General features: G+C 67.2%; 22 protein-coding genes. 13 read left to right on the plus strand and 9 right to left on the minus strand.

Annotated elements, in window-relative coordinates:
* The first annotated feature begins 1 nt into the window (after position 1).
* A complete protein-coding gene (gene mtaB, locus BGO20_RS15985) occupies positions 2-1,324 on the plus strand; it encodes a tRNA (N(6)-L-threonylcarbamoyladenosine(37)-C(2))-methylthiotransferase MtaB (RefSeq protein ID WP_291660241.1) in 1,323 nt (440 codons plus the stop codon).
* Positions 1,325-1,480: 156 nt separating this feature from the next.
* On the opposite strand, the gene BGO20_RS15990 is transcribed toward mtaB, so the two are convergent.
* The 4 genes from BGO20_RS15990 to BGO20_RS16005 all read right to left on the minus strand — a co-directional run bounded on the left by BGO20_RS15990 (position 1,481) and on the right by BGO20_RS16005 (position 7,267).
* Complete coding sequence (locus BGO20_RS15990) at positions 1,481-2,596, minus strand: sulfite oxidase (RefSeq protein ID WP_291660239.1); 1,116 nt, start codon at positions 2,594-2,596, stop codon at positions 1,481-1,483.
* A 76-nt stretch (positions 2,597-2,672) separates the two neighbouring features.
* Positions 2,673-4,388: an AMP-binding protein gene (locus BGO20_RS15995; protein ID WP_291660237.1), complete on the minus strand. Its 1,716-nt coding sequence runs from the start codon at positions 4,386-4,388 to the stop codon at positions 2,673-2,675.
* A gap of 205 nt (positions 4,389-4,593) precedes the next feature.
* Positions 4,594-6,672: an elongation factor G gene (locus tag BGO20_RS16000; RefSeq protein WP_291660235.1), complete on the minus strand. Its 2,079-nt coding sequence runs from the start codon at positions 6,670-6,672 to the stop codon at positions 4,594-4,596.
* A 220-nt stretch (positions 6,673-6,892) separates the two neighbouring features.
* A complete protein-coding gene (locus BGO20_RS16005) occupies positions 6,893-7,267 on the minus strand; it encodes an ArsR/SmtB family transcription factor (RefSeq protein ID WP_291660234.1) in 375 nt (124 codons plus the stop codon).
* A gap of 59 nt (positions 7,268-7,326) precedes the next feature.
* On the opposite strand from BGO20_RS16005, the gene BGO20_RS16010 reads away from it, so the two are divergent.
* Entirely contained in the window at positions 7,327-7,788 is a 462-nt protein-coding gene (locus tag BGO20_RS16010; protein ID WP_291660233.1) for an SRPBCC family protein, read from the plus strand.
* A 703-nt stretch (positions 7,789-8,491) separates the two neighbouring features.
* Here the strand turns inward: BGO20_RS16010 and BGO20_RS16015 are convergent.
* Positions 8,492-9,280, minus strand: coding sequence for an SDR family NAD(P)-dependent oxidoreductase (locus BGO20_RS16015; protein ID WP_291660232.1), 789 nt, complete (start codon positions 9,278-9,280; stop codon positions 8,492-8,494).
* A 207-nt stretch (positions 9,281-9,487) separates the two neighbouring features.
* Here BGO20_RS16015 and rplS point away from each other — a divergent pair, with 207 nt between their 5' ends.
* From rplS to leuD, 9 genes are all read left to right on the plus strand, one after another.
* On the plus strand, positions 9,488-9,883 hold the full coding sequence (rplS, locus tag BGO20_RS16020) for a 50S ribosomal protein L19 (protein ID WP_291660230.1): 396 nt from the start codon (positions 9,488-9,490) through the stop codon (positions 9,881-9,883).
* A 234-nt stretch (positions 9,884-10,117) separates the two neighbouring features.
* Positions 10,118-10,567: a MarR family winged helix-turn-helix transcriptional regulator gene (locus BGO20_RS16025; protein WP_291660229.1), complete on the plus strand. Its 450-nt coding sequence runs from the start codon at positions 10,118-10,120 to the stop codon at positions 10,565-10,567.
* Complete coding sequence (locus tag BGO20_RS16030; protein WP_291660228.1) at positions 10,564-12,195, plus strand: efflux MFS transporter permease; 1,632 nt, start codon at positions 10,564-10,566, stop codon at positions 12,193-12,195. The genes BGO20_RS16025 and BGO20_RS16030 overlap by 4 nt, the downstream gene beginning before the upstream one ends.
* A gap of 15 nt (positions 12,196-12,210) precedes the next feature.
* Positions 12,211-13,269, plus strand: a complete 1,059-nt coding sequence (locus BGO20_RS16035) for an HlyD family secretion protein (protein WP_291660227.1) — start codon at positions 12,211-12,213, stop codon at positions 13,267-13,269.
* 55 nt (positions 13,270-13,324) lie between these two features.
* Positions 13,325-13,498 (plus strand): hypothetical protein, encoded by a 174-nt coding sequence (locus tag BGO20_RS16040; protein WP_291660224.1) that lies wholly within the window; start codon positions 13,325-13,327, stop codon positions 13,496-13,498.
* 107 nt (positions 13,499-13,605) lie between these two features.
* A complete protein-coding gene (leuC, locus tag BGO20_RS16045; protein WP_291660222.1) occupies positions 13,606-15,024 on the plus strand; it encodes a 3-isopropylmalate dehydratase large subunit in 1,419 nt (472 codons plus the stop codon).
* Positions 15,025-15,046: 22 nt separating this feature from the next.
* Positions 15,047-15,292: a hypothetical protein gene (locus BGO20_RS16050; protein ID WP_291660220.1), complete on the plus strand. Its 246-nt coding sequence runs from the start codon at positions 15,047-15,049 to the stop codon at positions 15,290-15,292.
* 29 nt (positions 15,293-15,321) lie between these two features.
* A complete protein-coding gene (locus tag BGO20_RS16055; RefSeq protein ID WP_291660843.1) occupies positions 15,322-15,732 on the plus strand; it encodes a metallopeptidase family protein in 411 nt (136 codons plus the stop codon).
* Between the two features lie 27 nt (positions 15,733-15,759).
* Positions 15,760-16,362, plus strand: a complete 603-nt coding sequence (gene leuD, locus BGO20_RS16060; RefSeq protein WP_291660218.1) for a 3-isopropylmalate dehydratase small subunit — start codon at positions 15,760-15,762, stop codon at positions 16,360-16,362.
* A gap of 93 nt (positions 16,363-16,455) precedes the next feature.
* Here the strand turns inward: leuD and BGO20_RS16065 are convergent, their stop codons facing one another.
* A complete protein-coding gene (locus BGO20_RS16065) occupies positions 16,456-17,703 on the minus strand; it encodes a DUF1501 domain-containing protein (protein WP_291660216.1) in 1,248 nt (415 codons plus the stop codon).
* 5 nt (positions 17,704-17,708) lie between these two features.
* The gene (locus tag BGO20_RS16070; RefSeq protein ID WP_291660214.1) at positions 17,709-19,208 is read right to left on the minus strand and encodes a DUF1800 domain-containing protein; all 1,500 of its coding nucleotides are present in this window, start codon (positions 19,206-19,208) and stop codon (positions 17,709-17,711) included.
* A gap of 165 nt (positions 19,209-19,373) precedes the next feature.
* On the opposite strand from BGO20_RS16070, the gene BGO20_RS16075 reads away from it, so the two are divergent.
* Positions 19,374-19,814 (plus strand): PaaI family thioesterase, encoded by a 441-nt coding sequence (locus BGO20_RS16075; RefSeq protein ID WP_291660212.1) that lies wholly within the window; start codon positions 19,374-19,376, stop codon positions 19,812-19,814.
* A 15-nt stretch (positions 19,815-19,829) separates the two neighbouring features.
* On the opposite strand, the gene BGO20_RS16080 is transcribed toward BGO20_RS16075, so the two are convergent.
* Both BGO20_RS16080 and BGO20_RS16085 read right to left on the minus strand, forming a co-directional pair.
* On the minus strand, positions 19,830-20,921 hold the full coding sequence (locus BGO20_RS16080; protein WP_291660210.1) for an ATP-dependent DNA helicase: 1,092 nt from the start codon (positions 20,919-20,921) through the stop codon (positions 19,830-19,832).
* A 70-nt stretch (positions 20,922-20,991) separates the two neighbouring features.
* Complete coding sequence (locus BGO20_RS16085) at positions 20,992-22,671, minus strand: methyl-accepting chemotaxis protein (RefSeq protein WP_291660209.1); 1,680 nt, start codon at positions 22,669-22,671, stop codon at positions 20,992-20,994.
* 209 nt (positions 22,672-22,880) lie between these two features.
* On the opposite strand from BGO20_RS16085, the gene BGO20_RS16090 reads away from it, so the two are divergent.
* Positions 22,881-23,870, plus strand: a complete 990-nt coding sequence (locus BGO20_RS16090; protein WP_291660208.1) for an alpha/beta hydrolase — start codon at positions 22,881-22,883, stop codon at positions 23,868-23,870.
* Positions 23,871-23,921: the final 51 nt, after the last annotated feature.

Below are 23,921 nucleotides of genomic sequence, written 5' to 3' on the forward strand. Positions count from 1 at the left end.
AATGCGCCAAACCAATAATCAGGAGCACCTCCGCGATTCCTCGAATCGCGGAGGTGCTCCTGAGGTCGTCACCTTCGGCTGCCGCCTCAACATCGTCGAGAGCGAGGCGCTCAGGCTCCAGGCGGAAGCGGCGGGCCTGAGGGACATCGCGATCGTCAATTCCTGCGCCGTCACCGCCGAGGCGACGCGCCAGGCCCGGCAGGCCATCCGCCGGCTCAAGCGTGACGAGCCGCAGCGGCCGGTGATCGTCACCGGCTGCGCCGCGCAGATCGAGCCTGCCCGCTTCGCGGCAATGCCGGAAACCGACCGTGTCCTCGGCAATGACGAGAAGCTGAGACCCGAGAGCTGGGCGGCGCTCGCCCGCTCGAACAGCCTGGGCACGCATGCGGCGGAACCTGGCGACAAGCTCGCGGTGGGCGACATCATGACCCGCTCGACCCTGCGCGCGGCGCCGACCGGCCGCCTCGTCGGGCATACGCGCGGCTTCGTGCAGGTGCAGAACGGCTGCGACCACCGCTGCACCTTCTGCGTCATCCCCTTCGGCCGCGGCAATTCGCGCTCGCTCCCGACAGCTGACGTTCTGGCCCAGTGCCGACGCCTCGTCGAAGCCGGTGCGCAGGAAATCGTGCTGACCGGCGTCGACCTCACCAGCTATGGCCGTGAGCTCCCTGGCGAGCCGACACTCGGTGCGCTCGCCGGGCAGATTTTGCGCGAGCTTCCCGAGCTGCCGCGCCTGCGTCTCTCCTCGATCGACGCAATCGAGGTCGATGACGCCTTGCGTGAAGTGATCGCCACCGAAGCGCGGCTGATGCCGCATCTGCATCTGTCCCTGCAGCATGGCGACGACCTCATCCTCAAGCGGATGAAGCGCCGGCACGGCCGCGGCGATGCCGTCCGCTTCTGCGGCGAGATGCGGGCCTTACGCCCCGACCTCGTCTTCGGAGCCGACCTGATCGCCGGCTTCCCCACCGAGGACGAGGCGATGTTCGCCGGCTCGCTGGCGCTGATCGAGGACTGCGGGCTGAGCTATGTCCACGTCTTCCCGTATTCCGCGAGACCCGGCACGCCGGCCGCGCGCATGCCGCAACTGCCGGGCTCCATGGTGACCGAGCGTGCTGCGCGCCTGCGCGCGGCAGCGGCCGTCGCCCAGCAGCGCCATCTCGATGCGCGCATGGGACGCCCCCTATCGGTGCTGACCGAGCGCGGCAATACCGGCCGCGCCGAGGATTTCACGCTGGTCCGCTTCGTCGGCGAGGTCGAGGCCGGGCGGATCGTCTTGGCCACCGGCCACGCCAGCGACGGACGCGCCTTGCTCGCAGCCTGAAGTCCGCCGATCCGAAAAGGGAGCCGCCCCGGTCGCCGATGGGAGGGGGAGTGACCGAGGCGGCAGAGCCGTGCCCCGAACGGCAGACTCGGGCGATTAGACGCGCGAGCACCGGAAAAGGTTCATCCCTACCCCAATGTTCTTTCCGGCCTGCATTCAGTCTGCCGCCGTGATTCTCCCGCTGACGCGTTGCGCCTGGTTGTTGCAGTACCCTCGCGGATTCCAGGGCATCTCGAGCGACTGTCGCTGCCCGCCGGCATCGCGGGCGCGGACGAGGATCGTCATCGGCCCCGGCTGCTCCGCCCGGAGCTGCGTCTCGAAGCGGCGCCACGCGAACGGCCCCTCGCCCTGTTGGAGTGGCGTCTCGGTCCAGCTCGTGCCGCCATCGCAGGATAGTTCGAGCCCCACGACAGGCGTCGCGCCGCTCCAGGCGAACCCCGCGATGGTAAGCAATTCACCCGCAGCGACGCAGAAACCCGCCGCCGGCCGCGTGAGCAGCGACTTCACCGGCATGTCGGTGATGATGGCAAAATCCTTCGGGTCGATCGGTTCGCCGGGATGCAAAGGCCGCGTCGGCAGGCGATAGTCGGTGCCGCGCATCTTCTCGCCGTCATGCTCCTGCGGCCGCAGGCTGATGCCGCTCAGCCACTTCTGCCAGGCCGAGCCGGGATAGCCCGGCGCGACGATGCGCAACGGCCCGCCATGCAGGCGAGGCAAGGGCTCCCCGTTCATGGCGAAGGCGATCAGCGTCTCCGGAGCCAGCGCCTTGGCGATCGGCAGGCCGCGCGACAGCGCCGCTCTCTCCGGCTTGTCGATCTGCCGATCCGGCGCATGATGTCCGGTATAGACGGCGCTCGGCTTCACGCCCGCATGCCTCAGCAGTTCGCCCAGCCTGACCCCGGTCCAGCGCGCGCAGCCGACCGCCCCCAGCCGCCACTGCAATCCGTCCGTCGCCGGGGAGAATTGCGAGCGGCCGTTGCCGGCGCATTCCAGAACGGCCGTTACGGTGACGGTCTCGAAGGCATCCTTGAGTTCGGGCAGCGTCCAAACCGTCGGCCGCTCGACCTCGCCATCGATCGTCAGGGTCCAGGCACTCTCATCCGCAATATCCGGCAAGGCGCCGTTGTTGCGGATGAAGAAGGCGTCGACCGGCGTGATCGCCTCGTCGAGCAGATCGAGCGGCGGCTCGGCGTTCAACGCCTCCTCGTCATGCACATGCAGGCCCGGCTTGAGCCTCCGCAGCAGCGGCAATTCGATCAGGCGTCGAGGCAAGAGCGGGTCGTCTCCGGTGGCGGCATCGCCCGCGAACAGACACCATGCCTCGCCCGCTGTCGACCTCGCCGCCACGTCAACGCTTGGCGACGATCTCCTCCCGCAGCGCCCGGCGCAGCACCTTGCCGACATTGGTCTTGGGCAGGCTCTCGCGGAAGAAGATCTGCTTCGGCACCTTGTAGCCGGTCAGGTTCTCCTTGCAGTAGGCGCGAAGTTCGTCGGTCGTCAGCGTCTCGTCCCTGCGCACGACGAAGGCGGCGACCACTTCGCCGGAATGCTCGTCGGGCAGGCCGATGACGGCCGATTCCAGCACGCCCGGATTCGCGGCCAGGACATCCTCGACCTCGTTCGGATAGACGTTGAAGCCCGAGACCAGGATCATGTCCTTCATCCGGTCGACGATCCGGAACTGGCCGTCCGGCAGCATCACTCCGATGTCGCCGGAGCGGAAATAGCCATCGGCGGTCATGGCCTTGAGGGTCTCGTCCGGCCGGTTCCAGTAGCCCCGCATCACCTGCGGGCCGCGGATGCAGATCTCTCCCGCTTCGCCGGGCGGCACGTCGCTGCCGTCGGCATCGCGGATCACGATGTCGGTCGAGGGAATCGGATAGCCGATCGTTCCCGAGAACTCCTGGATGTCCGGCCGGTTGATCGTCGCGACCGGCGAGGTTTCGGAGAGCCCATAGCCCTCGATGATCGGCCTGCCGGTGACCGCCTTCCACTGCTTGGCGACCGCCGCCTGGGTTGCCATGCCGCCGGCCACGGCGAAGCGCAACTCGCTGAAATCGACGGTGCCGATGTCGGGGTGGTTGGCGAGCGCGTTGTAGAGCGTGTTGACGCCGGAGATCAGCGTGAAGCGGCTGGCCTTCAAAGTCTTGACGAAGCCGGGGATGTCGCGCGGATTGGCGATCAGAAGGCTCTTGGCGCCGATCCGCAGGAGGAACAGGCAGCAGCAGGTCAGCGCGAAGATATGATAGAGCGGAAGCGCCGTCACCATCACGTGCTGATAGGCCGTGCGGCCCTGAGGCGGCTCCAGGACCCATTCGAGCCACAGGCCGGCCTGCTGCACGTTGGCCGCGACGTTGCGGTGCGTCAGAGTGGCCCCCTTGGCGACGCCGGTCGTTCCCCCCGTATATTGCAGGAAGGCGACGTCCTCCGGCGCGATGGCGACCGGCTCGATCCTCGCCGCCTCCTGCAGAATCCGGTGCAGCGTCACCGCGCCGGGCAGGACGAAGGGCCTGACCACCTTCTTGATTCGGCGAGCGACGAAATTGACGATAGCCCCTTTGAAGCCCATCAGATCGCCGGCCGTCGCGATGACGATGGCATCGAGCTTCAGATGCGGCTTCGCCTCCTCGACCACATGGGCGAAGTTCTCGATCACCACGAGGATGCGTGCGCCCGCGTCGTTGATCTGGTGCGTGAGTTCGCGAGCCGTATAAAGCGGGTTGACGTTGACCACGGTGAAGCCACCGAGCAGCGTCCCGAAGAGAGCCGCCGGATAGGCAAGGATGTTCGGCATCATCAGCGCGACGCGGTCCCCCTTCCGCAGACCCTTTGCCTGCAGCCACCCGGCGAAAGCCTCCGCGGCGCGCAGCGTCTCGGCGAAGGTGATCGTCTTTCCGAAGCTCTCGAAGGCGGGCCGGCCGGCATAGCCTGCGCAGGACGAGCGGATCAGATCGGCAAGCGTGCCGATTTTCGCCTCGTCGAGCTCATGCGGAACCGCCGGCGGATAGTGAGCAAGCCAAGGACGCGCATCCTGGGCGGATTGCGCGACGCCGGTCGCAGTCATGGACTCCTCCCTCTCGCCCGCCCGGCTTGCTCGCGCAACGCAGCGGCAGGCTTTTTTGTATTCGTTAGAGTGCGGAACGACGGGTCCGTGCGCAAGCGCCGTCTCCATCGTTCCGCGAAACGTTCATATATAAACCTTTCATCGCGGAAAGAGACAAGCCCTGCTGCGAGCCCGCCGCAGGGTTATCCGTATCGGGCGGGCCCGCTCAGCGCGCTTGCGCGAGCGCCTGGGCCGATACCACCGCATCCGCCGGCTTGCCTGCGAGCTCCGCCAGATGGTCGAAGCGGGCGCTGAAGGAACCGACCCCCGAAGTCGCCGAGCGCAGCTCGACGATCAGCCCCGGCATCTCGGCTTCCGGCAGCAGGGCGTTGATCTGGTCCCAGCCGCGCCAGCCCGGGCGCGTATCGTAGCCGAGAATCTGCCCGCGTCGGGCCGAAATCAGCGCCGAAGCGCGCGACATCGCCTCCGAGGGGATGACGACCTCGACCGAGAGGACCGGCTCCAGCAGCACCGGCTTGGCCTGCGGCATCGCCTCCTGCATGGCCAGCCTCGCGGCCTGTCGGAAAGCCATGTCGGAGGAATCGACCGTGTGATAGGAGCCGTCCGTCAAGGTCACGGCGACATCGACGACCGGAAAGCCCAGCGGCCCCCGCTCGCAATAGTCACGCATGCCGGCCTCGACCGAGCCGATATACTGGCGCGGCACCACCCCGCCGCTGATCTTGTCGACGAAGCGGATTCCCTCCCCCCGCGGCAACCCCGCCACCTCGATCACCACGTCGCCGTACTGGCCGTGGCCGCCGCTCTGCTTGCGGTGCCGCCCGCGCGCGCCCGCCTGCCCGCGGATCGTCTCGCGATAGCCGATCTGTGGCGGCTTGCTGGTGACGGTGACGCCATAGCGCCCCGCAAGCTTCTCCAGCGTGACACGCAGATGCATCTCGCCCTGGCCGGAGAGCCGCGTCTCGCCCAACTCCGGCACCTGGGTGACGAGCAGCGCGGTATCCTCCTCCGCGATCTTCTGCAGCGCGGCGGCCAGGCGGACATCGTCCTTTCGGTCGTTCACCGCGATGGCGAGCGTATGCACCGGCTCGGGCGGCGCGACCGCGCTGATCACGGCGGCGCGCTGCTTGCCGAGCATGAAGGCCTCGCCCGTACCGATGCCGTCGAGCTTGGCGAAACCGGCGACCTCGCCCTCCGCGGCGGCGGGCTTGCGGCTCTGCTCGCTGCCCTTCAGCGCAACGATGCCGGCGATCCGGGTCTCGACCCCGCCGGAGGACGTGACGACGTCGCCCTCGGAGAGCCTGCCGCGCATGACGCGGGCCAGCGAGAGCTTGCCGCCCTGCCCCGCATGCCAGCTCTTCATCACCTGCGCCAGCGGCGGCCCGTCCTCGACGACGCCGATGCGGCCGCGCGTCTCGGCAAGCCCCGGCGCCTCGTGCCGCAAAGCCTTGAGCAGGCGCGTCACGCCGTTGCCGCGCTCGGCCGCGCCGATCAGCACCGGCACGACATGGCGATGCTGCAGCTCGCGGGCGAGATCGTCGAAGATGCGGTCCCGGGGCGGCTCCATGTCGCCGAGCAGTTCCTCCATCAGTTCGTCGTCGTAATCGGCGAGCTTCTCCAGCATCGAGAAGCGGGCATCCTTCTCGCGGCCGCTCTCGTCGACCGCGAGCGGCACGATCTCGCTCGGGGCATGCTCGCGATAGATGAAGGCCCGCTCCAGCGCGAGGTCGATGAACCCCACCGCGATGCCGTTCTTCCAGATCGGAATCTGGCGCAGCAGCAGCGGCGTGCGCGAGGCGCGCTGCAGGATGGCGAGCGTCTCGCGTACCCGGCGCGCGGCCGTGTCGATCTTGTTGAGGAAGAGAAAGCGCGGGATGTCGGCCTCTTCGAGCTCCCGCAGAACCAGTTCCAGCGCCGGCGCCTTGCGGTCGTCCGCCTCGCAGACGACGACGGCTGCGTCGACCGCCGGCAGGACATGGCGCATCTCGTGCAGGAACTCGACCGAACCCGGGCAATCGATGAACTGGAAGGTATCGCCGAGGAAGTCGACGCTGGCGACATTGGGCTCGACGCTCATCTGATGCGCCCGCGCCTCGGCCGAGGCATCGCCGACCGTGTTGCCGGTCTTGACCGAGCCGGTGCGCGAAAGCGCGCCGCAGCGCATCAGGATGCTTTCGAGCAGCGTCGTCTTGCCGCTCTGGAAGGGGCCGACGAGCGCGACGCATCGCGGCCCCGCGCCTCGGGTGCCGGGTGCTGCGTCTCCCTTGCCGTTCTGGGTGGCCATGACGTCCTCCTTCGGGTTGGACCGCGGGGACGAAAGGTTTTGACCTCGCATCGGCGCGGCTGGAGGCCGGCGCATCGGGAGAAAGCCCCGCGGCACCGGTCGGGCGGCGGTCGCACCGGCCCGAACGCGCCGGGCGGCCGTCGAAGAGGCATGTCAGGTAAGGTTCGCGCCGTTCGCAGCCGGCCGCAAGGAGATTATGTGCCGCGCTGCGGCACAGCCGTCAGACGCCTCCGGTCTCCTTATGCTCTCGCGGCGCGGGCGCAACGGCCTGCCCGGCCTCGCTCATCCGTTTCAGCCGGCTGAGCATGGCGGCCGCATAGGCGGCATAAGGACCGATCCAGCGTTCGTGGATGCCGTGGATCGGCAGCGCGTCGAGATGGTTCCAGCGTTCGCGACCGCGCCGCTCGACGATCACCAGCCCCGCCTCCTCCAGGACCTTGAGATGCTGCATCACCGTGCAGCGGTCGAGCTCCGGCAGGAGCTCGCACAGCATACCGGTGGTGCGGGGGCCGCCCTTCAGCACATCGACCATACGGCGTCGGGTGCGGTGCCCGAGAGCCTTGAAGAGGGCGTCGTCTTCGTCATCCGTTGACATGTTATAAATCTATAACATAATAGCGGGCACAGCAAGGGAGGGCACCGATGGAACCGCAGATGGATCTGAAATTTTCGGTGGCCGGGCGCATCGCCAAGCCGGTCGCCGAAGTCTTCGAGGCGGTGGTGAACCCCGACCGCCTCTCGCATTTCTTCACCACCGGCGGCGCCGAGGGCCGGATCGAGACCGGCGCGGTCGTCACCTGGGATTTCCACGACTTCCCCGGCGCCTTTCCGGTCCAGGTCGTCGAAGTCGAGAAGGACAGGCGCATCGTCCTGCGCTGGGGCTCGGCCGAGGCGACGCCCGATCCTGCCGGCAGCCGCGAAACCACCGTGACCATGACCTTCGAGCCGCTCGACGACGGCCGAACCCTTGTCCGGATTTCGGAAGAAGGCTGGTCGCAGACGCAGGAAGGGCTCAAGGCCTCCTACGGCAATTGCGAGGGCTGGACCGGCATGCTCTGCGCCATGAAGGCCTGGCTGGAGCACGGCCTGAATCTGCGCGAGGGATTTTACAAGTAGCGAGGGGTTTGGCGAGCGAGGTGCCGCAACGCGTGACCGCTATGGGTCGAATGCAAGCCTTGCCGCCTCGCCAGCGAAACGGCTAATGGAATGGCTAGAGGACACTTGGTGTCTATACTTTAGCCCGCTATCTTAACGGCATTGTTTCGTGAGAGATAGCCGTGGCTGACTTGCTGAGAGCGTTGGTCCAAGAGTTTAAGGAAAGCTGCCGCCTCTGGGCTAGTTGGCGCGGCTTATTACTCCTTGGCGTGATCTTGTTTTTCAATGCAGCGATAAAAGAGCCTTATAGAGGCATAGAATTCGTTTTATTATTGGCATCCTTGTCTTGCTTGGGCGCTCTATGGTTCTGGTGGAGAGAACGTCGATAACCGATTGAGAGCAGAACTTTTTATGCAGCGCTTTCCTAGAGCGATATGGCAATATCGATCTAAATAAATCTACGATAAAGATTTATTATCCTTACTAACATATATAATTGCGTCTATGACAAATGCAGTTAGCACGAATACTAAAAGAGCCAAACATATTTGATCTCGAATACGTCATTCGAAATCAAAATAATTACCAATATGCCAGATACAGCAAATGATAACTTATTGTTGGAACTCATGTGACCCACGGCGTTCGTTCCCAACGACCTTGCGGCGTCGTGCGGCAATATGGAGAGGCGATGCAAGGTCTGCCATGGGCCGAAACCAGCCTCCTATAAATTCCGCCGTTCCCCGCGCAGCGTCGCCAATCCGATGCCGGCCGCGTCGAAGCCACCATCGACGGCCAGCACCTGCCCGGTGATGTAGCTCGCACGCTCGGAGCACAGGAAGAAGATCGACTCCGCCAGCTCCTCCTCCAGCCCGTAGCGACCGAGCGGGATGGCGTCACGATAATCGGCGCGGATTTCAGGGCTGTGCACGGCCCTGGCCATCGCCGTCTCGACCGGCCCGGGCGCAACGGCATTGACGCGGATGCCGAGTGCCGAGAGTTCGACCGCCTGCTGTTTCGTCAGATGCTTCAGCGCCGCCTTCGAGGTGCCGTAGGCGACGCGCAATGTCGAGGCGCGCAGGCCCGAGATCGAGGTGATATTGACGACGGCGCCGCCGCCCGCATCGGCCATCAGCGGGGCAGCAAGTTGCGTCGTCAGGAAGGGGCCGGAGAGATTGACCGCGAGCACACGCTGCCATTCCTCATAGGTGGTCTCGAGCAGCGGCTTGAACACGGCCGTGCCGGCGTTGTTGACCAGCGCATCGAGCCGCCCGAAGCGCGCGGCCAGTTGCTCGAAGGCCGCCGCGACCTGCCGCGGATCGGCGATGTCGCAGGTCAAGGCCAGCGTCTCCCCAGGCCGGGCGAGCTCCGCGACCGCTCTTTCCAGGCCGGCACCGTCGATATCAAGCAGGCCGACGCGCCAGCCATCGGCGAGGAAGCGCTTCGCGGTCGCCAGCCCGATGCCACGCGCGGCGCCAGTGACGAGGACGACCTTGGAATGGGTGCTGCTCATGGGAAACCCGAATGACATCGAACAAGGCAGGGAATGGCGTGGAGGCTATGCCTCGCAGGGCGCCGGCCGCAAGCCGGGCGTCCCGCATGCGCTTGTCCGGCTTTGCCGCTCGACAAATCCGCCGCGCTCCTGTATGGCCCCGCACTCAACTGAAAACAGCGAGCCGAAAGCCCGCGCTTCCGCGCGAACACGGCCATGGAGAGACCCATGAACATCATCGAGCAGCTCGACGCCGAGCAGATCGCCAAGCTCACAGAAGGCAAGGCCATCCCCGCCTTCCAGCCGGGCGACACCGTGCAGGTCAACGTCAAGGTCAAGGAAGGCGAGCGCAGCCGCGTCCAGGCCTATGAAGGCGTCGTGATCGCCCGTAACGGCGGCGGCCTCAACCAGAGCTTCACCGTCCGCAAGATTTCCTATGGCGAGGGCGTCGAGCGCGTCTTCCCGCTGTTCTCGCCGAACCTCGATTCGATCAAGGTCATCCGCAAGGGCAAGGTCCGCCGCGCCAAGCTCTATTACCTGCGCGATCGTCGCGGCAAGTCGGCCCGCATCGCCGAGCGCGTCGACGCCAAGCCCGCCAAGGGCCAGAAGGGCGCCGGCAAGTAAGCCGACCACTTCGACGAAAGAGAATGATAGCGCGGTCCTTCGGGGCCGCGTTTTTTATTGCGTCATCGATGAACAGGCGGGCGCCGTTCGGGAAGCCCGCCACTTTACGCATGACCAAAAGCCGCGCTCGCGTTTCATTCTGAAAACGCATGGCGGCCGACAAATTTTTCAATTGATATGCAATCATCGCCTAGATAAGTATGATAATCATTAGCTTGCTACTTATAATGTCCAATGAACCTGACGGATCTTCAAGCTGCCTTCACGGCAGAGCTCGCAGCGGTCAACCGCAAGCTCCGCGCGCTCGTCGACGAGCGGGCGCGGGGCATGGGATTGACCCTCGCCCGCGCCCGCCTGCTGATGGAGCTGGCGCGGGAAGACGGGCTCATCCAGTCCGACCTTGCCGGCCTGCTGGAGATCGAGCAGCCGACGCTGGTGCGGCTGCTCGACGGGCTCGAGCGCAACGGCATGGTCGAGCGCCGTGCCGTCGCGGGCGACAGGCGCGCGCGCCAGGTCTTCCTCACGCCGATGGCGCGGGCGCAGGCGGAGGACATCCTGGCATTTCTCGCCGAGCTGCGCGCTGATATCCTGCAAGGCATCGCCCCGCAGGATCTGGAATTGGCGCTGAGCGTCCTGCGGCGGACTTCGCGCAACATCGCCGCCGGGCGGAGCACCGCCTCATGAGCACGCCCGAGGCCACCTCGACGCCGGCAGCAGCGCCGCCCGCCTCGACATGGTTCACCATGCCGGTGCCGCGCGCCCTCGGCTACATGCTCGCCTCGGTAACCCTGGCGATGACGCAGCAGATCGGCCAGAACATCGTCAACACCAACGTCTACCAGATCCAGGGCGATCTCGGCGCAACCGTGGCCGAGACCAATTGGCTGGTCGCCGCCTATATGGCGCCGAACGTCTCGCTCTCGATCGCGCTGATCAAGATCCGCATGCAGTACGGCCTGCGCAACTTCGCCGAGATCAGCATCGCCGGGCTGTTGCTTGCGGCCGTCCTCAACTTCTTCGTGCACGACCTGCAATCGGCCGTCGCCGTGCGCTTCATGAGCGGCATCGCGGCATCGCCGATGTCCTCCCTCGCATTCTTCTACATGATCGAGCCGATGCAGCCGCAGCGGAAGCTCACCGCGGGCCTCTCGCTGGCGCTGACCAACAGCACGCTCGGCATCCCGGTGACGCGCCTGATTTCGCCGCATCTGCTCGACATCGCAGGCTTCCACGGCCTCACCCTCTTCGAGATGGGCCTCGCCATGGTGGCGTTCGGCTTCGTCTATGCGCTGCCCTTGACCACCCCGCCGCGGGTCAAATGGATCGGCCCGCTCGATATCGTCAGCTACCTCCTGATCGCGATCGGCTTCGGCTCCATCGCGGTCGCGCTCAGCCTCGGCCGCATCTATTGGTGGTTCGAGGCGCCCTGGCTCGGCTGGCTTTTCGCCCTGGCCGTGCTCTGCCTCACTCTGGCCGGCATCACCGAGCTGCACCGCAAGAGCCCTCTCGTCGACATCCGGTGGCTGACGAGCCCGACCACGCTGCATTTCGCCGGCGCCCTGCTGACCATGCGGCTCGTCCTCGCCGAGCAGACGGTCGGCGCCTCGAACTTCTTCCAGGCGCTCGGCCTCCAGAACGAGCAGACAGTGCCGCTTTACGGCATCATCCTCTGCGCCATCCTCGCCGGCGGTATCACCTGCGCCGCCTTGCTGCGCCCCGGCCGCGAGATCTGGTTCTACGGTAGCGCGCTGGCCTGCGTCGCGCTCGGCGCCTGGCTCGACAGCGGCGCCACCAGCCTGACGCGCCCGCATGACATCCGGCTCAGCCAGATGCTGGTGGCCTATGGCTCCGCCTTGTTCCTGCCGGCGGCGATGGCGCAGGGCATGGGAGCCGCCATCGCACGCGGCCCGCTCTACATCCTGAGCTTCATCACCGTGTTCCTGTTCACGCAGAGCATCGGCGGCCTGCTCGGTTCGGCGGTCTTCGGCACCTTCATCACCTTGCGGACCAGCTTCCACTACAATGTGCTCGCCGAACGCTTCTCGCTGTCGGACCCGATCGTGGCCCAGCGCATCGGCCAGTTCGGCGGTGCTTACGGCCAGGTTCTGACCGATCCCGCGCTGACGCGCGCCGAGGGCGTGTCGCTCCTGGCCCAGCGGGCGGCGCGCGAGGCGACGGTGCTCGCCTATAACGACGCCTTCCTGCTCATCTCGCTGATCGCGGGCATCGCCCTCGCCGGCCTCCTCCTCCATCTCGCCGTCCGGCGGCTGCAGACGCGCCTTGCCGCGCCCCGGCCAGCCCCGGTCGGCTGACCCGCAAGCCTCGCCATGACCAATGCCCTCCGCTCGGTTTCGACCTACATCGCCTTGGCGATCGGCCTCGTCGGCCTCGCCGTTATTCTCTACGCTTGGCGGCTGCCCCCCTTCGCCAGCACCATCGAAACAACCGAGAACGCCTATGTGCGCGGACAGGTGACGGTGATCGCGCCGCAACTCGCCGGTTATGTCGCGGAGGTGCCGGTGCAGGATTTCGCCACGGTGAAGCAGGGTGACCTGCTGCTGCGCATCGACGACCGCATCTACGCCCAGAAGCTGGAGCAGGCCAGGGCCGGGCTCGCGGCGCAACGCGCCGCTCTCGCCAATTCCGACCAGTCGCGCGCGGCAGCGGATGCGCGCCTGCGCGCGGCCGTCGCCAACGTCGCCAGCGCCGAAGCCGCCCTGCGCACGGCCGAAGCGAATTGGAGCCGCATCGAGCCGCTTCGCGAGCGCGGCGTCGTCAGCCAGACCAGCACCGACCAGAGCCAGCAGGCGCTCGACCAGGCCCGCGCCTCCCTCGCCGCCAGCAATGCCGCCGCCGAGGTGGCGCGGCAGGACATCCAGACGGCCATCGTCAACCGCCAGTCGCTCGTGGCCGCGGTCGAGGGCGCCGAGGCCGCCGTGCATCTCGCCGAGATCGACCTCAGCAACACCCGCATCCTCGCGCCTCAGGACGGGCGCCTCGGGGAGGTCTCGGCCCGGCTCGGCCAATATGTCGCCGCGGGCACGCAACTGATGGCGCTGGTGCCCAGCAAGGTCTGGGTCATCGCCAACTTCAAGGAGACGCAGCTTGCCGGCATGCGCGTCGGCCAGCCGGTGAGCTTCACCGTCGATGCTCTCCGCCACGCGAGGCTTACCGGCAGGATCGAGCGCTTCTCGCCGGCCGCGGGGTCCGAGTTCAGCGTCATCCGGCCGGACAACGCGACGGGCAACTTCGTCAAGATCGCCCAGCGCGTACCGGTCCGCATCGCCATAGACCCAGATCAGCCTCCGGCGGGGAAGCTGGCGCCCGGCATGTCGGTCGTCGTCAGCGTCGACACCGCGGCGGCGGGCTCCGCGTCCGGCAGATGACGGCTAGGCGAGCGGGTCGATTGTCCGGCTACCCTGGAACTGCTACATAGTAGCCATGTCGTCGCGCATGCATCAGTTCCAGCGCTTCAGCGCCGTGCAGGGAGAAGGCCATCTGCCGCCTCTGCCGACGACGCAGGACTTCGTCGCGCTGCATGACCATGCCCGCCTGCCCTGGCGCTTTTTCGGCCGCTTCACCGCCTCCATCGCCGCAGGCCTTACCGGCGCCTGAGACCGGCCGCCCCAGCGCGGCCGGCGACAGGCGAACCGTTTTGCGAGCCGGCTCGAAAGCCGGCTTTCTCGTTTCCAGATCAGATTTCCGCAGACCGAGAACAAGCCATGACTGCGACCAAGGGTCCCCAGACGCTCTATGACAAGATTTTCGACGACCACGTCGTCGACCGGCAGGATGACGGCACCTGCCTGCTCTATATCGACCGCCACCTCGTCCATGAGGTGACGAGCCCGCAGGCCTTCGAGGGCCTGCGCATGACCGGCCGCAAGGTCCGCGCGCCCGAGAAGACGCTCGCCGTCGTCGATCACAACATCCAGACCACCGACCGCTCCAAGGGCATCCAGGAAGAGGAAAGCCGCATCCAGGTCGAGGCGCTGGCGAAGAACGCCAAGGACTTCGGCGTCGAGTACTTCAACGAGCTCGACAAGCGTCAGGGCATCGTCCACATCGTCGGCCCCGAGCAGGGCTTCACCCTGCCCGGCACCACCATCGTCTGCGGCGACAGCCACACCTCGACGCATGGCGCCTTCGGCGCGCTCGCCCACGGCATCGGCACATCGGAGGTGGAACATGTGCTCGCCACCCAGACGCTGATCCAGAAGAAGGCGATGAACATGCTCGTCCAGGTCGACGGCACGCCTGCTCCGGGCGTCGGCGCCAAGGACATCACGCTCGCGATCATCGGCGAGATCGGCACCGCCGGCGGCACCGGCTCGGTGATCGAATATGCCGGCGAGGCGATCCGCGGCCTGACCATGGAAGGCCGCATGACGGTCTGCAACATGTCGATCGAGGGCGGCGCCCGCGCCGGCATGGTCGCGCCGGACGAGAAGTCCTTCGCCTATCTGAAGGGCCGCCCGAAGGCGCCGCAGGGCGCCGCCTGGGATGCCGCCGTCCGCTACTGGGAGACGCTGCGCTCCGACGAGGGCGCGCATTTCGACCGCATCGTACGTCTCGACGCCGGCAACCTCCCGCCGATCGTCTCCTGGGGTACCTCGCCCGAGGACGTGATCTCGGTCACCGGCGCGGTTCCCGATCCCGAGCTGATCGCCGACGAGGTCAAGCGCGCCTCGAAGAAGCGCGCGCTGGAGTATATGGGCCTCACTGCCGGCACCAAGATCACCGACATCCCGCTCGACGTGATCTGGATCGGCTCCTGCACCAACGGCCGCATCGAGGATCTGCGCACCGTTGCCAGGATCGTCGAGGGCAAGAAGATCCATGAGAGCCTGGATTACGGCATGATCGTTCCCGGCTCCGGCCTGGTGAAGGAGCAGGCCGAGGCCGAGGGTCTCGACAAGATCTTCATCGCCGCCGGCTTCGAATGGCGCGAGCCGGGCTGCTCGATGTGCCTCGGCATGAACCCCGACCAGCTCAAGCCCGGCCAGCGCGCCGCCTCGACCTCGAACCGCAACTTCGAGGGCCGTCAGGGGTATCGCGGCCGCACCCATCTGGTCTCGCCGGCGATGGCGGCGGCGGCGGCCCTGACCGGCCGCTTCGTCGACGTGCGCACGCTCGGCTGATCAGGCACGCGGGGAGGACGCCATGTCGAACGATCCCCGCGAAGCCGCCCGCGAAGCCGAGGCCAGGGCCGCGCTCGAACGCGTGAAGCGCGACAGCGAGACCTTGCTCGGAACCTCGATGGGACGGGCCGCCGATCACTTCTCCGGCGCCGATGCGCCGGAGGGCGACAGGATCGAACTCTGGGGCCGGCGGATCGGCCGAACCCTCTCGCTCCTCGGCGTGATCGTGCTGGGCTGGTGGCTCGGCCACCAGCTCAAGTTCTGGTGACGGATATGGATGCCGCGGTGGCAAAGACGATGCAGATCGACTGGGACGGGGCCAAGGCCCCGTCGCTGGAGGCGTTCGAAGAATTGGCCCAGGCCGCCTTCGACCGTCTGCCGGAGGAGTTCCGTGCGCTTTGCGCCGACGTGATCTTCAACGTCACCGAGTTCCCGGAGGACGATGTCCTGAAGGAGCTGGAGGCCGAAAGCCCGTTCGACCTTCTCGGCCTCTTCACCGGCGTCGGCCTGCCGCAGCAGGGTTTTGGCCCCCAGACCGGCCAGATGCCTAATACCATTCACCTCTATCGCCGGCCGATCCTCGACTATTGGGCGGAGCACGACGAAAGCCTCGGCTCCATCGTCACCCACGTCATGATCCACGAGGTCGGCCACCATTTCGGCTTCTCCGACGAGGACATGGAAGCCATCGAACAGGCGGCCGGCTGAGCCCGGCCAGAGCAAGGACACGGAACCATGCAGCCCTTCACCACCCTGACCTCGACCCCCGCCCCGCTGAAGGTTGTCAATGTCGACACCGACATGATCATCCCGAAGCAGTATCTGAAGACGATCAAGCGCACCGGTCTCGGCACCGCGCTGTTCTCGGAGATGCGTTACAAGGAGGACGGCTCCGAGAACCCGGACTTCGTGCTGAACCAGCCAGCCTACCGCAAGGCGCAGATCCTGGTCGCCGGCGACAATTTCGGCTGCGGCTCCTCGCGCGAGCATGCCCCCTGGGCCTTGCTCGATTTTGGCATCCGCTGCGTGATCTCCACGAGCTTCGCCGACATCTTCTACAACAACTGCTTCAAGAACGGCATCCTGCCCATCAAGGTCACGCCCGAGCAGCTCGACGCCCTGTTCGACGACGCCGAGCGCGGCTCCAACGCGACGCTGACGATCGACCTCGAGAACCAGACGATCAAGGGCCCGGACGGCGGCGAGATCCGCTTCGAGCTCGACCCTTTCCGCAAGCACTGCCTGCTGAACGGCCTCGACGATATCGGCCTGACGATGGAGAAGGGCGCGAAGATCGACGCCTATGAGGACAAGCTGAAGCAGCGCGAATGGGCCTGAGCGGAGGCTCGGCCTCGGGGGCCACGCCCCCGAGGCTGTCGTTACGCAACCCAAAAGGGCGTTGGGACATCTGCTCCAGCCGGAGCCAGGTCACTAAACGACCAGGCCCTGCACCGGTTTGAGATCGCCCGTCCCCGGGAACACCTTCTCCGCCAGCACCGGCCCGGAGAGCCCGAACAGGTCCGCCACCACGCCCTTCGCCACCGCGCGAACATCGCTGGTCGGCTTCAGGTCGCGGCTCTGATAGAGGGCCTCGGGCTTCAGGCCGGGCCAGTCCGCGATCATCCGCCCGCCCTTGACGGCGCCGCCGACCAGAAAGGCCACCGTTCCGGTGCCATGGTCGGTGCCGACCGTGCCGTTGACGGCGGCCGTGCGGCCGAATTCGGTCACCACCATCACCACAGTGTCCTTCCAGACCGGCGCCAACCCGGTTTCGAAGGCGGCAAAGGCACCGTCCAGCCCGCCGAGCAGCGTGGCGAGCCGTCCCTTGGCACCGCCTTCGTTGGCATGCGTGTCCCAGCCTTCGAAGGCCAGCGCCGCGATGCGCGGCCCGTCATCGGCGCCGACTAGCGCGGCCGCTCCTTCGGCGATGCGTCGCATGCCGTCCGCCGAATCCGGGCCGCCGCCGCCCATCGGCTTGCCGTCCATTCCGCGCCGCTGCGCCAGTCCTTCCGTCTCGATCGCCTGCTGCAGTGCAGCAGCCAGATGCGCGTCGCGCTGGCCATAGAGATCGGCGAGCCGCATCGTCAGGTCGCTTCCCGCCCGCGCCATGCGCGGCGGCGCCCAGCCGAGGACGGGCGCATCCCCGCGCACGACGAGGGGCGGCACGACCCCGACCCCGAGCACACCGTTGCGAGCGATCCCCTCCCCGGGCGGCAGGCTGGCGAGCAGCCGGTTCAGCCAGCCGGTCGCCGTGTGCCCTGGTCCGGGCTGGCCGCTCTCGAGCACATCCTGCCCGTCGAAATGGGAGCGCTCGCGGTAGCCTGTGGCGGCGGCATGAATGATGGCCGCGTGGCCGTCCCGGTAGAGCCGCGCCAGGTTCGGCATCGCCGGATGCAGGTAGAAGAAGCCGTCGAGCGGCAGTGCCGCTTCCGGGCCGTCCCTGGTGAGCGCGATCCCGTCCCGCAAAGCCGCATAGTCGGGATCGCCGATCGGCGGCACGGCCGAGAGCCCGTCCAGTGCGCCGCGCAGCACCACGACCACGAAGCGCGGATCGCGCGCTCCCGCCGCCGCATAGGCGAACTTCGGCACGAAGGACCAGGCGAAGAGCGCCCCGGCCGCGCCGAGGATCGCGCGCCGGGAGGGTGTCATGCGTTGGCAACCGTCGTCGTGATGATCCATGGCGGTCACCTCCGCTGGAATTCGGGCGACATGAGCAGCAGCGCGATCGCCTGCGGCCGGCTTTCCGCCCGCGCCACCGTCTGCCTGGTTTCGGAAGAGAGCAGCGGCCCGAGGACATCCGCGGCCAGCCCGTTCGGGTCCGTCACCGCATTGGCTCGCTGCCGTCCCCAGCCGGCGGCCACGTCGATGCGCGTCTTGATTCCTTCGGCCGAGGCCCAGGCGGCATTGGTGTCGGCATAGCCGTTCGGGCCCGAAGGCTGCCAGAAAGGCTGGCCCATCGCCTGCAGCGGCCCGAGGATCTGGCCGAAATTCGGTTGCAGCCCCGTGGCACGATAGGAGGCGAGCAGGAATTCCTGCGGAGAGCGCAGCTTGGTCGCCGGCGCCCTCCAGGCTTCGTCGCTCCCGATCAGCGCGCGATAGACCGCGGGCAGGTCGCCGCCGCTCTGCCGGAAGGTCGAGGCCAGCAGATCGACCAGCTTCGGCGGCGGATCATCTGCCACGAAATGGCGCACGAGCTTGGTCGCGATGAAATGCGCCGTCGCAGGATGGTGGGCGAGATCGGTCAGGGCTGCTACGCCCTGCGCCAGGTCCGGCTGGTCGTAGGGCCGGCCGAGCAGCGGCGTCGCGCCCGGCTCATGCAGCCCCGGATTGAAGACGAACGAGCCGGGAAACCCGAGGCGGCCGTCGCGGCCCGCCATCGTCCAGCCGGTCAGGATGCGTGCGAGATTGGTGACGTCGCCCTGGCTGTAGCCGCCCGAAACGCCGAGCGTGTGCAGTTCCATGATCTCGCGCGCGAGATTCTCGTTGAGTCCGCGGCCACGCCGCCGGCCCGCAGGCGAATTCGGCCCGATGGACTGCCGGTTGTCGAGGAAGTCGAGCATCGCCGGATGGCTTTCGGCGGCGATCAGCATGTCCTCGAACCGACCGAAGACATGCGGGCGGATCGCCTCGCGTTCATAGACCCCGGCCATGATCCGGCCGATATTGCTCTTGGTCGCGCCGATGCAGAAATGGTTCGACCAGAACATCGTCAGCCGCTCGCCGAAGCCGGTTGCGGCCGCGAGCGCGAGATCGACCCGCGCCTTGACCTCGTCGCGATAGGTGCGGAAGGGCAGAGCCGGTTCGTCCGGCCTCGGCCGCGCCGCGCGTGCCGTCTCGTTCTGGGAAGCCGGCCTGGCTTCCGCGCCCGGCCTGTCGGGGCCGGCCATTGGCGCGACGCCGGCGACCTGCATTCCCTGCGGGTTCTCGGGGCCCGTCGGCATCGCGGCACGCTTGGCTTCGCGCTCGATCTTCTGCTGGTCCTCGAAGGCGAAGAGCGCTCGCCCGATCTCGGTCACGCCCGGAAAGGGCGCGCCGGGGGGCTGTGGGGCGCCACCCTTTTCAAGCTCGGCAAGCAGTCTGTCGCGTGCTTCGCGACGCATCGCTTCGCCCTGGCCCGGCCGCGGCCCCAGCCCGAAGCGCTGGAGGGCGATGGCTCCCGTTTTCGGATCGTCCGGCCCTGCCATGCAACCGATCTCCCCTGATCACGGCTGCAGCATCCTGTGCGACTATGGCAAAAAGCGGGGAGCTTCTATGACAAATCGGCAATGTTCGACCGCGGGGCGTTTCCGGCACAACCATTGCAGCGCCACGCCGCTGTCACCGTGCGAACCGGGAGGATCTTCACGACCATGGACGAGACCAGCGTTGATCGCCGCATCCGGACCAGTTTCGCCAAGCAAGGCCTCATGCAAACGCTCGGTGCCAACCTTGTCCATGTCTCGCCCGGTCAGGTGGAAATCGCTCTGACGCCTCGGCCCGAGATCGCGCAGCAGCATGGCTTCGTGCATGCGGGCGCGGTGAGCGCCATCGCGGACAGCGCAGCCGGCTATGCCGCACTCAGCGTGATGCCTGCCGATCGCGGCATCCTGACGACGGAATTCAAGATCAACCTGCTCGCACCCGCTGCCGGCACGCGCATCGTCGCGCGGGGCAAGGTGGTCAAGGCCGGCCGGACCTTGACCCTGGCGCAGAGCGAGGTTCTCGCCGAGAATGACGGCAAGGAGCGGCTCGTCGCCCTGCTGACCGCGACCTTGATGACGATCGAGGGCCGCGACGGCATCGTGGATTGATCAGGGCCTGCCGCCCTACATCACCACCGTGATCGTTTCTGCCGCGCGCGTCAGCCCGGTATAGAGCCAGCGTGCCCGGTGCTCGCGGAAGGCGAAGCTCTCGTCGAAGAGCACGACGTCGTCCCACTGCGAGCCCTGCGCCTTGTGAACGGTCAGCGCATAGCCGAAAGTGAATTCATCGGTGTGCTTGCGCAGCTCCCAGGGAATCTCCTCCTCGGTGCCGTCGAAGAAGTTGGGCAGCACCGAAACCTTGACCGCACGGGCGCCGGTGTCGTCCTCCGGCGTGACGCGCATGGTGACGAGCCCCTTCTTCGAGGTCTTGATCTCCTGGACGATCCAGGAGCCGCCATTGAGCAGCCCCTTGCTCTTGTCGTTGCGCAGGCAGACGAGCTTCTCGCCGGCAACGGGATTGGTTTCCGTCCGCCCCATCAGCTGCCGGATGCGGGCATTGTAGCCGCGCCGCGTCTTGTTCATGCCGACCAGCACCTGGTCGGCCGCCATCACGATCTCGGGGTTGACCTCCGCGCGACGGATCACCCGGCTCGGCCCGTAATCGCCATAGTCGAGCCGCCCGCCTTCGCGCACGGTCATCGACATCCGAACGATCGGATTGTCGGCCGCCTGACGATGGACCTCCGTCAGCATCACGTCGGACTCCTGCTCCGTGAAGAAGCCGCCGCCCTTCACCGGCGGCAACTGCGCGGGATCGCCGAGCACCAGCACCGGCGTGCCGAAGGAGAGCAGGTCGCGGCCCAGTTCCTCGTCGACCATCGAGCATTCGTCGATGACGATCAGCTTGGCCTTGGCCGCGTTGCTTTCACGGTTGATGACGAAGGTCGGGCTCTCCTCGTCGACCCCGCGCGAGCGGTAGATCAGGGAATGGATGGTCTGGGCTTCGCCGCAGCCCTTGTTGCGCAGCACCAGCGCGGCCTTGCCGGTGTAGGCGGCGAAGACGACATCGCCGTCCACCGCCTCGGCGATGTGCCGGGCGAGCGTGGTCTTGCCGGTGCCGGCATAGCCGAACAGGCGGAACACCTGCGGCGTGCCCGCCTGCAGCCAGCGCGCCACCTCGGACAAGGCGGCATCCTGCTGAAGCGACCAGCTCATCGGAAGGCAATCACGGCGGACATGCCGCAGATGGGGCCGAGTCGCGCGCCGAAGGCAAGCCCGCCGGCGCTCAGGCGGCGCGCAGCCGCTGGACGAAGGCGGCCGCCTCGACCTGCAGGGCGGCGATGCGCTCGTCGAGGTCGCGCGCGCTGAGCGCGCCCATGTCGGCCTGATTGACCGTCTGCATATTGGCGGCGGCAATTTCGGCCATCGCCATCACGGCCGTGCCGGTGACGTCGGAAATCCGCGCCACGGTATCGCCCAGGGAGCCGAGCAGCTCCGCATTCGATCCGACCATGGTCGCGATCTCGGTGCCCGTCTGCTCGACGGCAAGGATGCTGTTGCCGATGGTGGAGACCGCACCCGCCGCATGCGAAAGCGCCTGGTCGACCTGAGCGATGCGCCCGACGATGCGCGAGGTCGCCTCCGCGGTCTGGCCGGCCAGCGCCTTGACCTCGGACGCGACCACCGCGAAGCCGCGGCCATGCGTGCCGGCGCGCGCGGCCTCGATCGTGGCGTTGAGCGCCAGCAGGTTGGTCTGCCGCGCGACCGCCTCGATGATTCCGACGACGTCGCGGATCTGCGCGGCCTTCTCGGTCAGCTCGGCGACCAGCTTGTGCGCGCCGGTCGCCTCCTGGCTCGCGGCGCTCGCCATCTCCGAAACGCGCCGGACCTCATCGTTGATCTGCCCGATCACCAGCTCCATCCGCAGCGCCGCCTCGGTCGTGCGATTGGCCTCGATGCCCGCGCCGGTCACCGACGCCGCCGCGATCTCGGAGCTCTTCGACACCTGTTCGACCCGAACGGCCGCATCCTGCAACGTCGCGCGCAGCACTTCGCTCGCCCGCCCGATCTCGCCGAGCAGAACGCCGAGCCGCGCCTCGAAATCATCGGCGATGCGGGTCAGTTCCTGGCTGCGCAGCCGCTGATGCTGGCGCGCCTGCCCGGCCTCGGTCTCGCGCGTCACCAGCGTCGCCCGAACCTCGCTGAGCTGCCGCACGGTGCGGGCGAGCTCGCCGATCTCATCGGACCGGGCGCAATGGGGTACGTCGATGACCTCGTTCGAACGCGTGGCCGTGCGGATGGACGCCATGAGCTCGCGCAGCGGCCCTGTCAGATGGCGGCGCATCACCAGCAGCGCGATCAGCCCTCCGCCGAGCGGCAGCAGCAGCGCGACAGCGATCGTCAGCAGCCTTACCCTCTCCGCCCTTTCCCCGGCCCTGACGGCCGCGCCATTCGCCCTCTTCGCCAACTCGTCCCTCATCGACGACGTGGTCGCGATGATCTGGCTGACGTTGAGGCGTGCTTCCTGCGCGCCGGCTTCCAGGATCGCGGCCTTTGCCGAGACGCGCCGGCCGATCTCGACGATACTGCGCTGGAAAGCGATGAAGGTGTTGATCCGGGCGTTGAGCGTGGGATTTGCGTCGCTCATTGCCCTCGGCAGGGTCGCGATGAAGTGCGCGCGCGCCGCGTCGACGAGCTCGATCGCCGCATCCAGCCTCTCGAGCGAGGCTTCGATCTCCGCGGTCGTCGCCTCCTCGTCCAGCCGCCCGAGCAGCGCGGCATGGGCGACGCGGCTCGCGAGCAGGGAAGCGCTGCTGGCGAGCGCAATGCCGGAGAAGGCCTCGCGGTCGATGCGCCTGACGTCGTCGAGCCCGCGCAGCGCGCTGACGAGCCCGAGCGCGGCGGCGACGCTCAGCAAGGCAAAGAGCATCATGATCTTCGCCGTCAGTCCCAGTCGCCGTCTCATCGTCACCGTCCGTCGTCCGCCGCCTGTTTCGCAGGCGCGAACGAACGAGGGGTTAACGGAGAAAAATAAAACACGAATATTCAGATAGTTAGCCGGGAAATCGACGTTTCGCGCCCCGATCTCGAGGAGGCTTTCTCATTGCAACGGCGGATCGAATCCCCGGGCGGCGGGCTCTGGCCAATGACATGGCGAATCTCTAGCGTTCGCTCATGAGACCACGCGCGATCCGCCTTCTCCTGCTTTGTCTTGGCATCATCTTCGCGGGCTACGCGGCCTTCGTACTCTCGCCCTGGCCGTCGGCGCTGCTGATCCGGGGTGTCTTCGCCTATACCGCGTTGAAAAGCGGCGAAGCGCTCGCGAGGCATGTCCCGGCCGGCATCGGCGAGCAGCGCGATATCGCCTACGGCGCCGGAGCCGACGAGCGCCTCGACGTCTACCTGCCGCCGGGCGGCGCCCGGCCAGGCGCGCCGACGCTGGTCTGGATCCATGGCGGCGGCTTCGTCGGCGGAGACCGGCAGGATGTCGCCCCTTATCTCAAAATTCTCGCCGGAAGAGGCTATGCCGCCGTCGCGATCGGGTACAGCCGCGCTCCGGGCGCGCGCTACCCCACGCCGGTGTTTCAGGCGAACACGGCGCTCGCCTTCCTCCAGAAGGAAGGCGAGCGGTTCGGTATCGACCCGACCGGGATCGTCCTGGCCGGCGATTCGGCCGGTGCCCATATCGCAGCGCAGCTTGCCGCCGGGCTGACCGGCAGAGACTACGCCGAGCAGCTCGGCCTGCCGCCGGGTATGGAACCGCACCGGCTCCGGGCCGTCGTCCTGTTCTGCGGGGCCTTCGATCCGACCGCTTTCGACTTCACCGGACCTTTCGGCACCTTCGTCCGATCGGTCCTGTTCGCCTATTTCGGCTCGGCAAACCCGCTTGACGATCCTCGGATCACCGAAGCCGCGCTGCCGCGCTACGTCACCTCCGCGTTCCCGCGCAGCTTCATCTCGGCCGGCAATGGCGATCCGCTGGCACCGCAATCGGTGGCCATGACCCAGGCGCTGCGCGATCGCGGCGTGGTGGTCGACACGCTGTTCTTCCAAGCGGGAACCGAGCCGGCTCTGCCCCATGAATACCAGTTCGACCTCGACCGGCCGGAGGGCCGGGAGGCGCTCCGCCGGCTGAGCGCCTTCCTGACGGATCTGCAGCGGTAGAAGTCACGGATCAGAGGAAGCTGGCCCGTCCCGGATCCGGCATCGGCGCTG

The organism is Allobosea sp. 67-29 (genome assembly GCF_001898115.1).
Classification (GTDB): Bacteria; Pseudomonadota; Alphaproteobacteria; order Rhizobiales; family Beijerinckiaceae; genus Allobosea.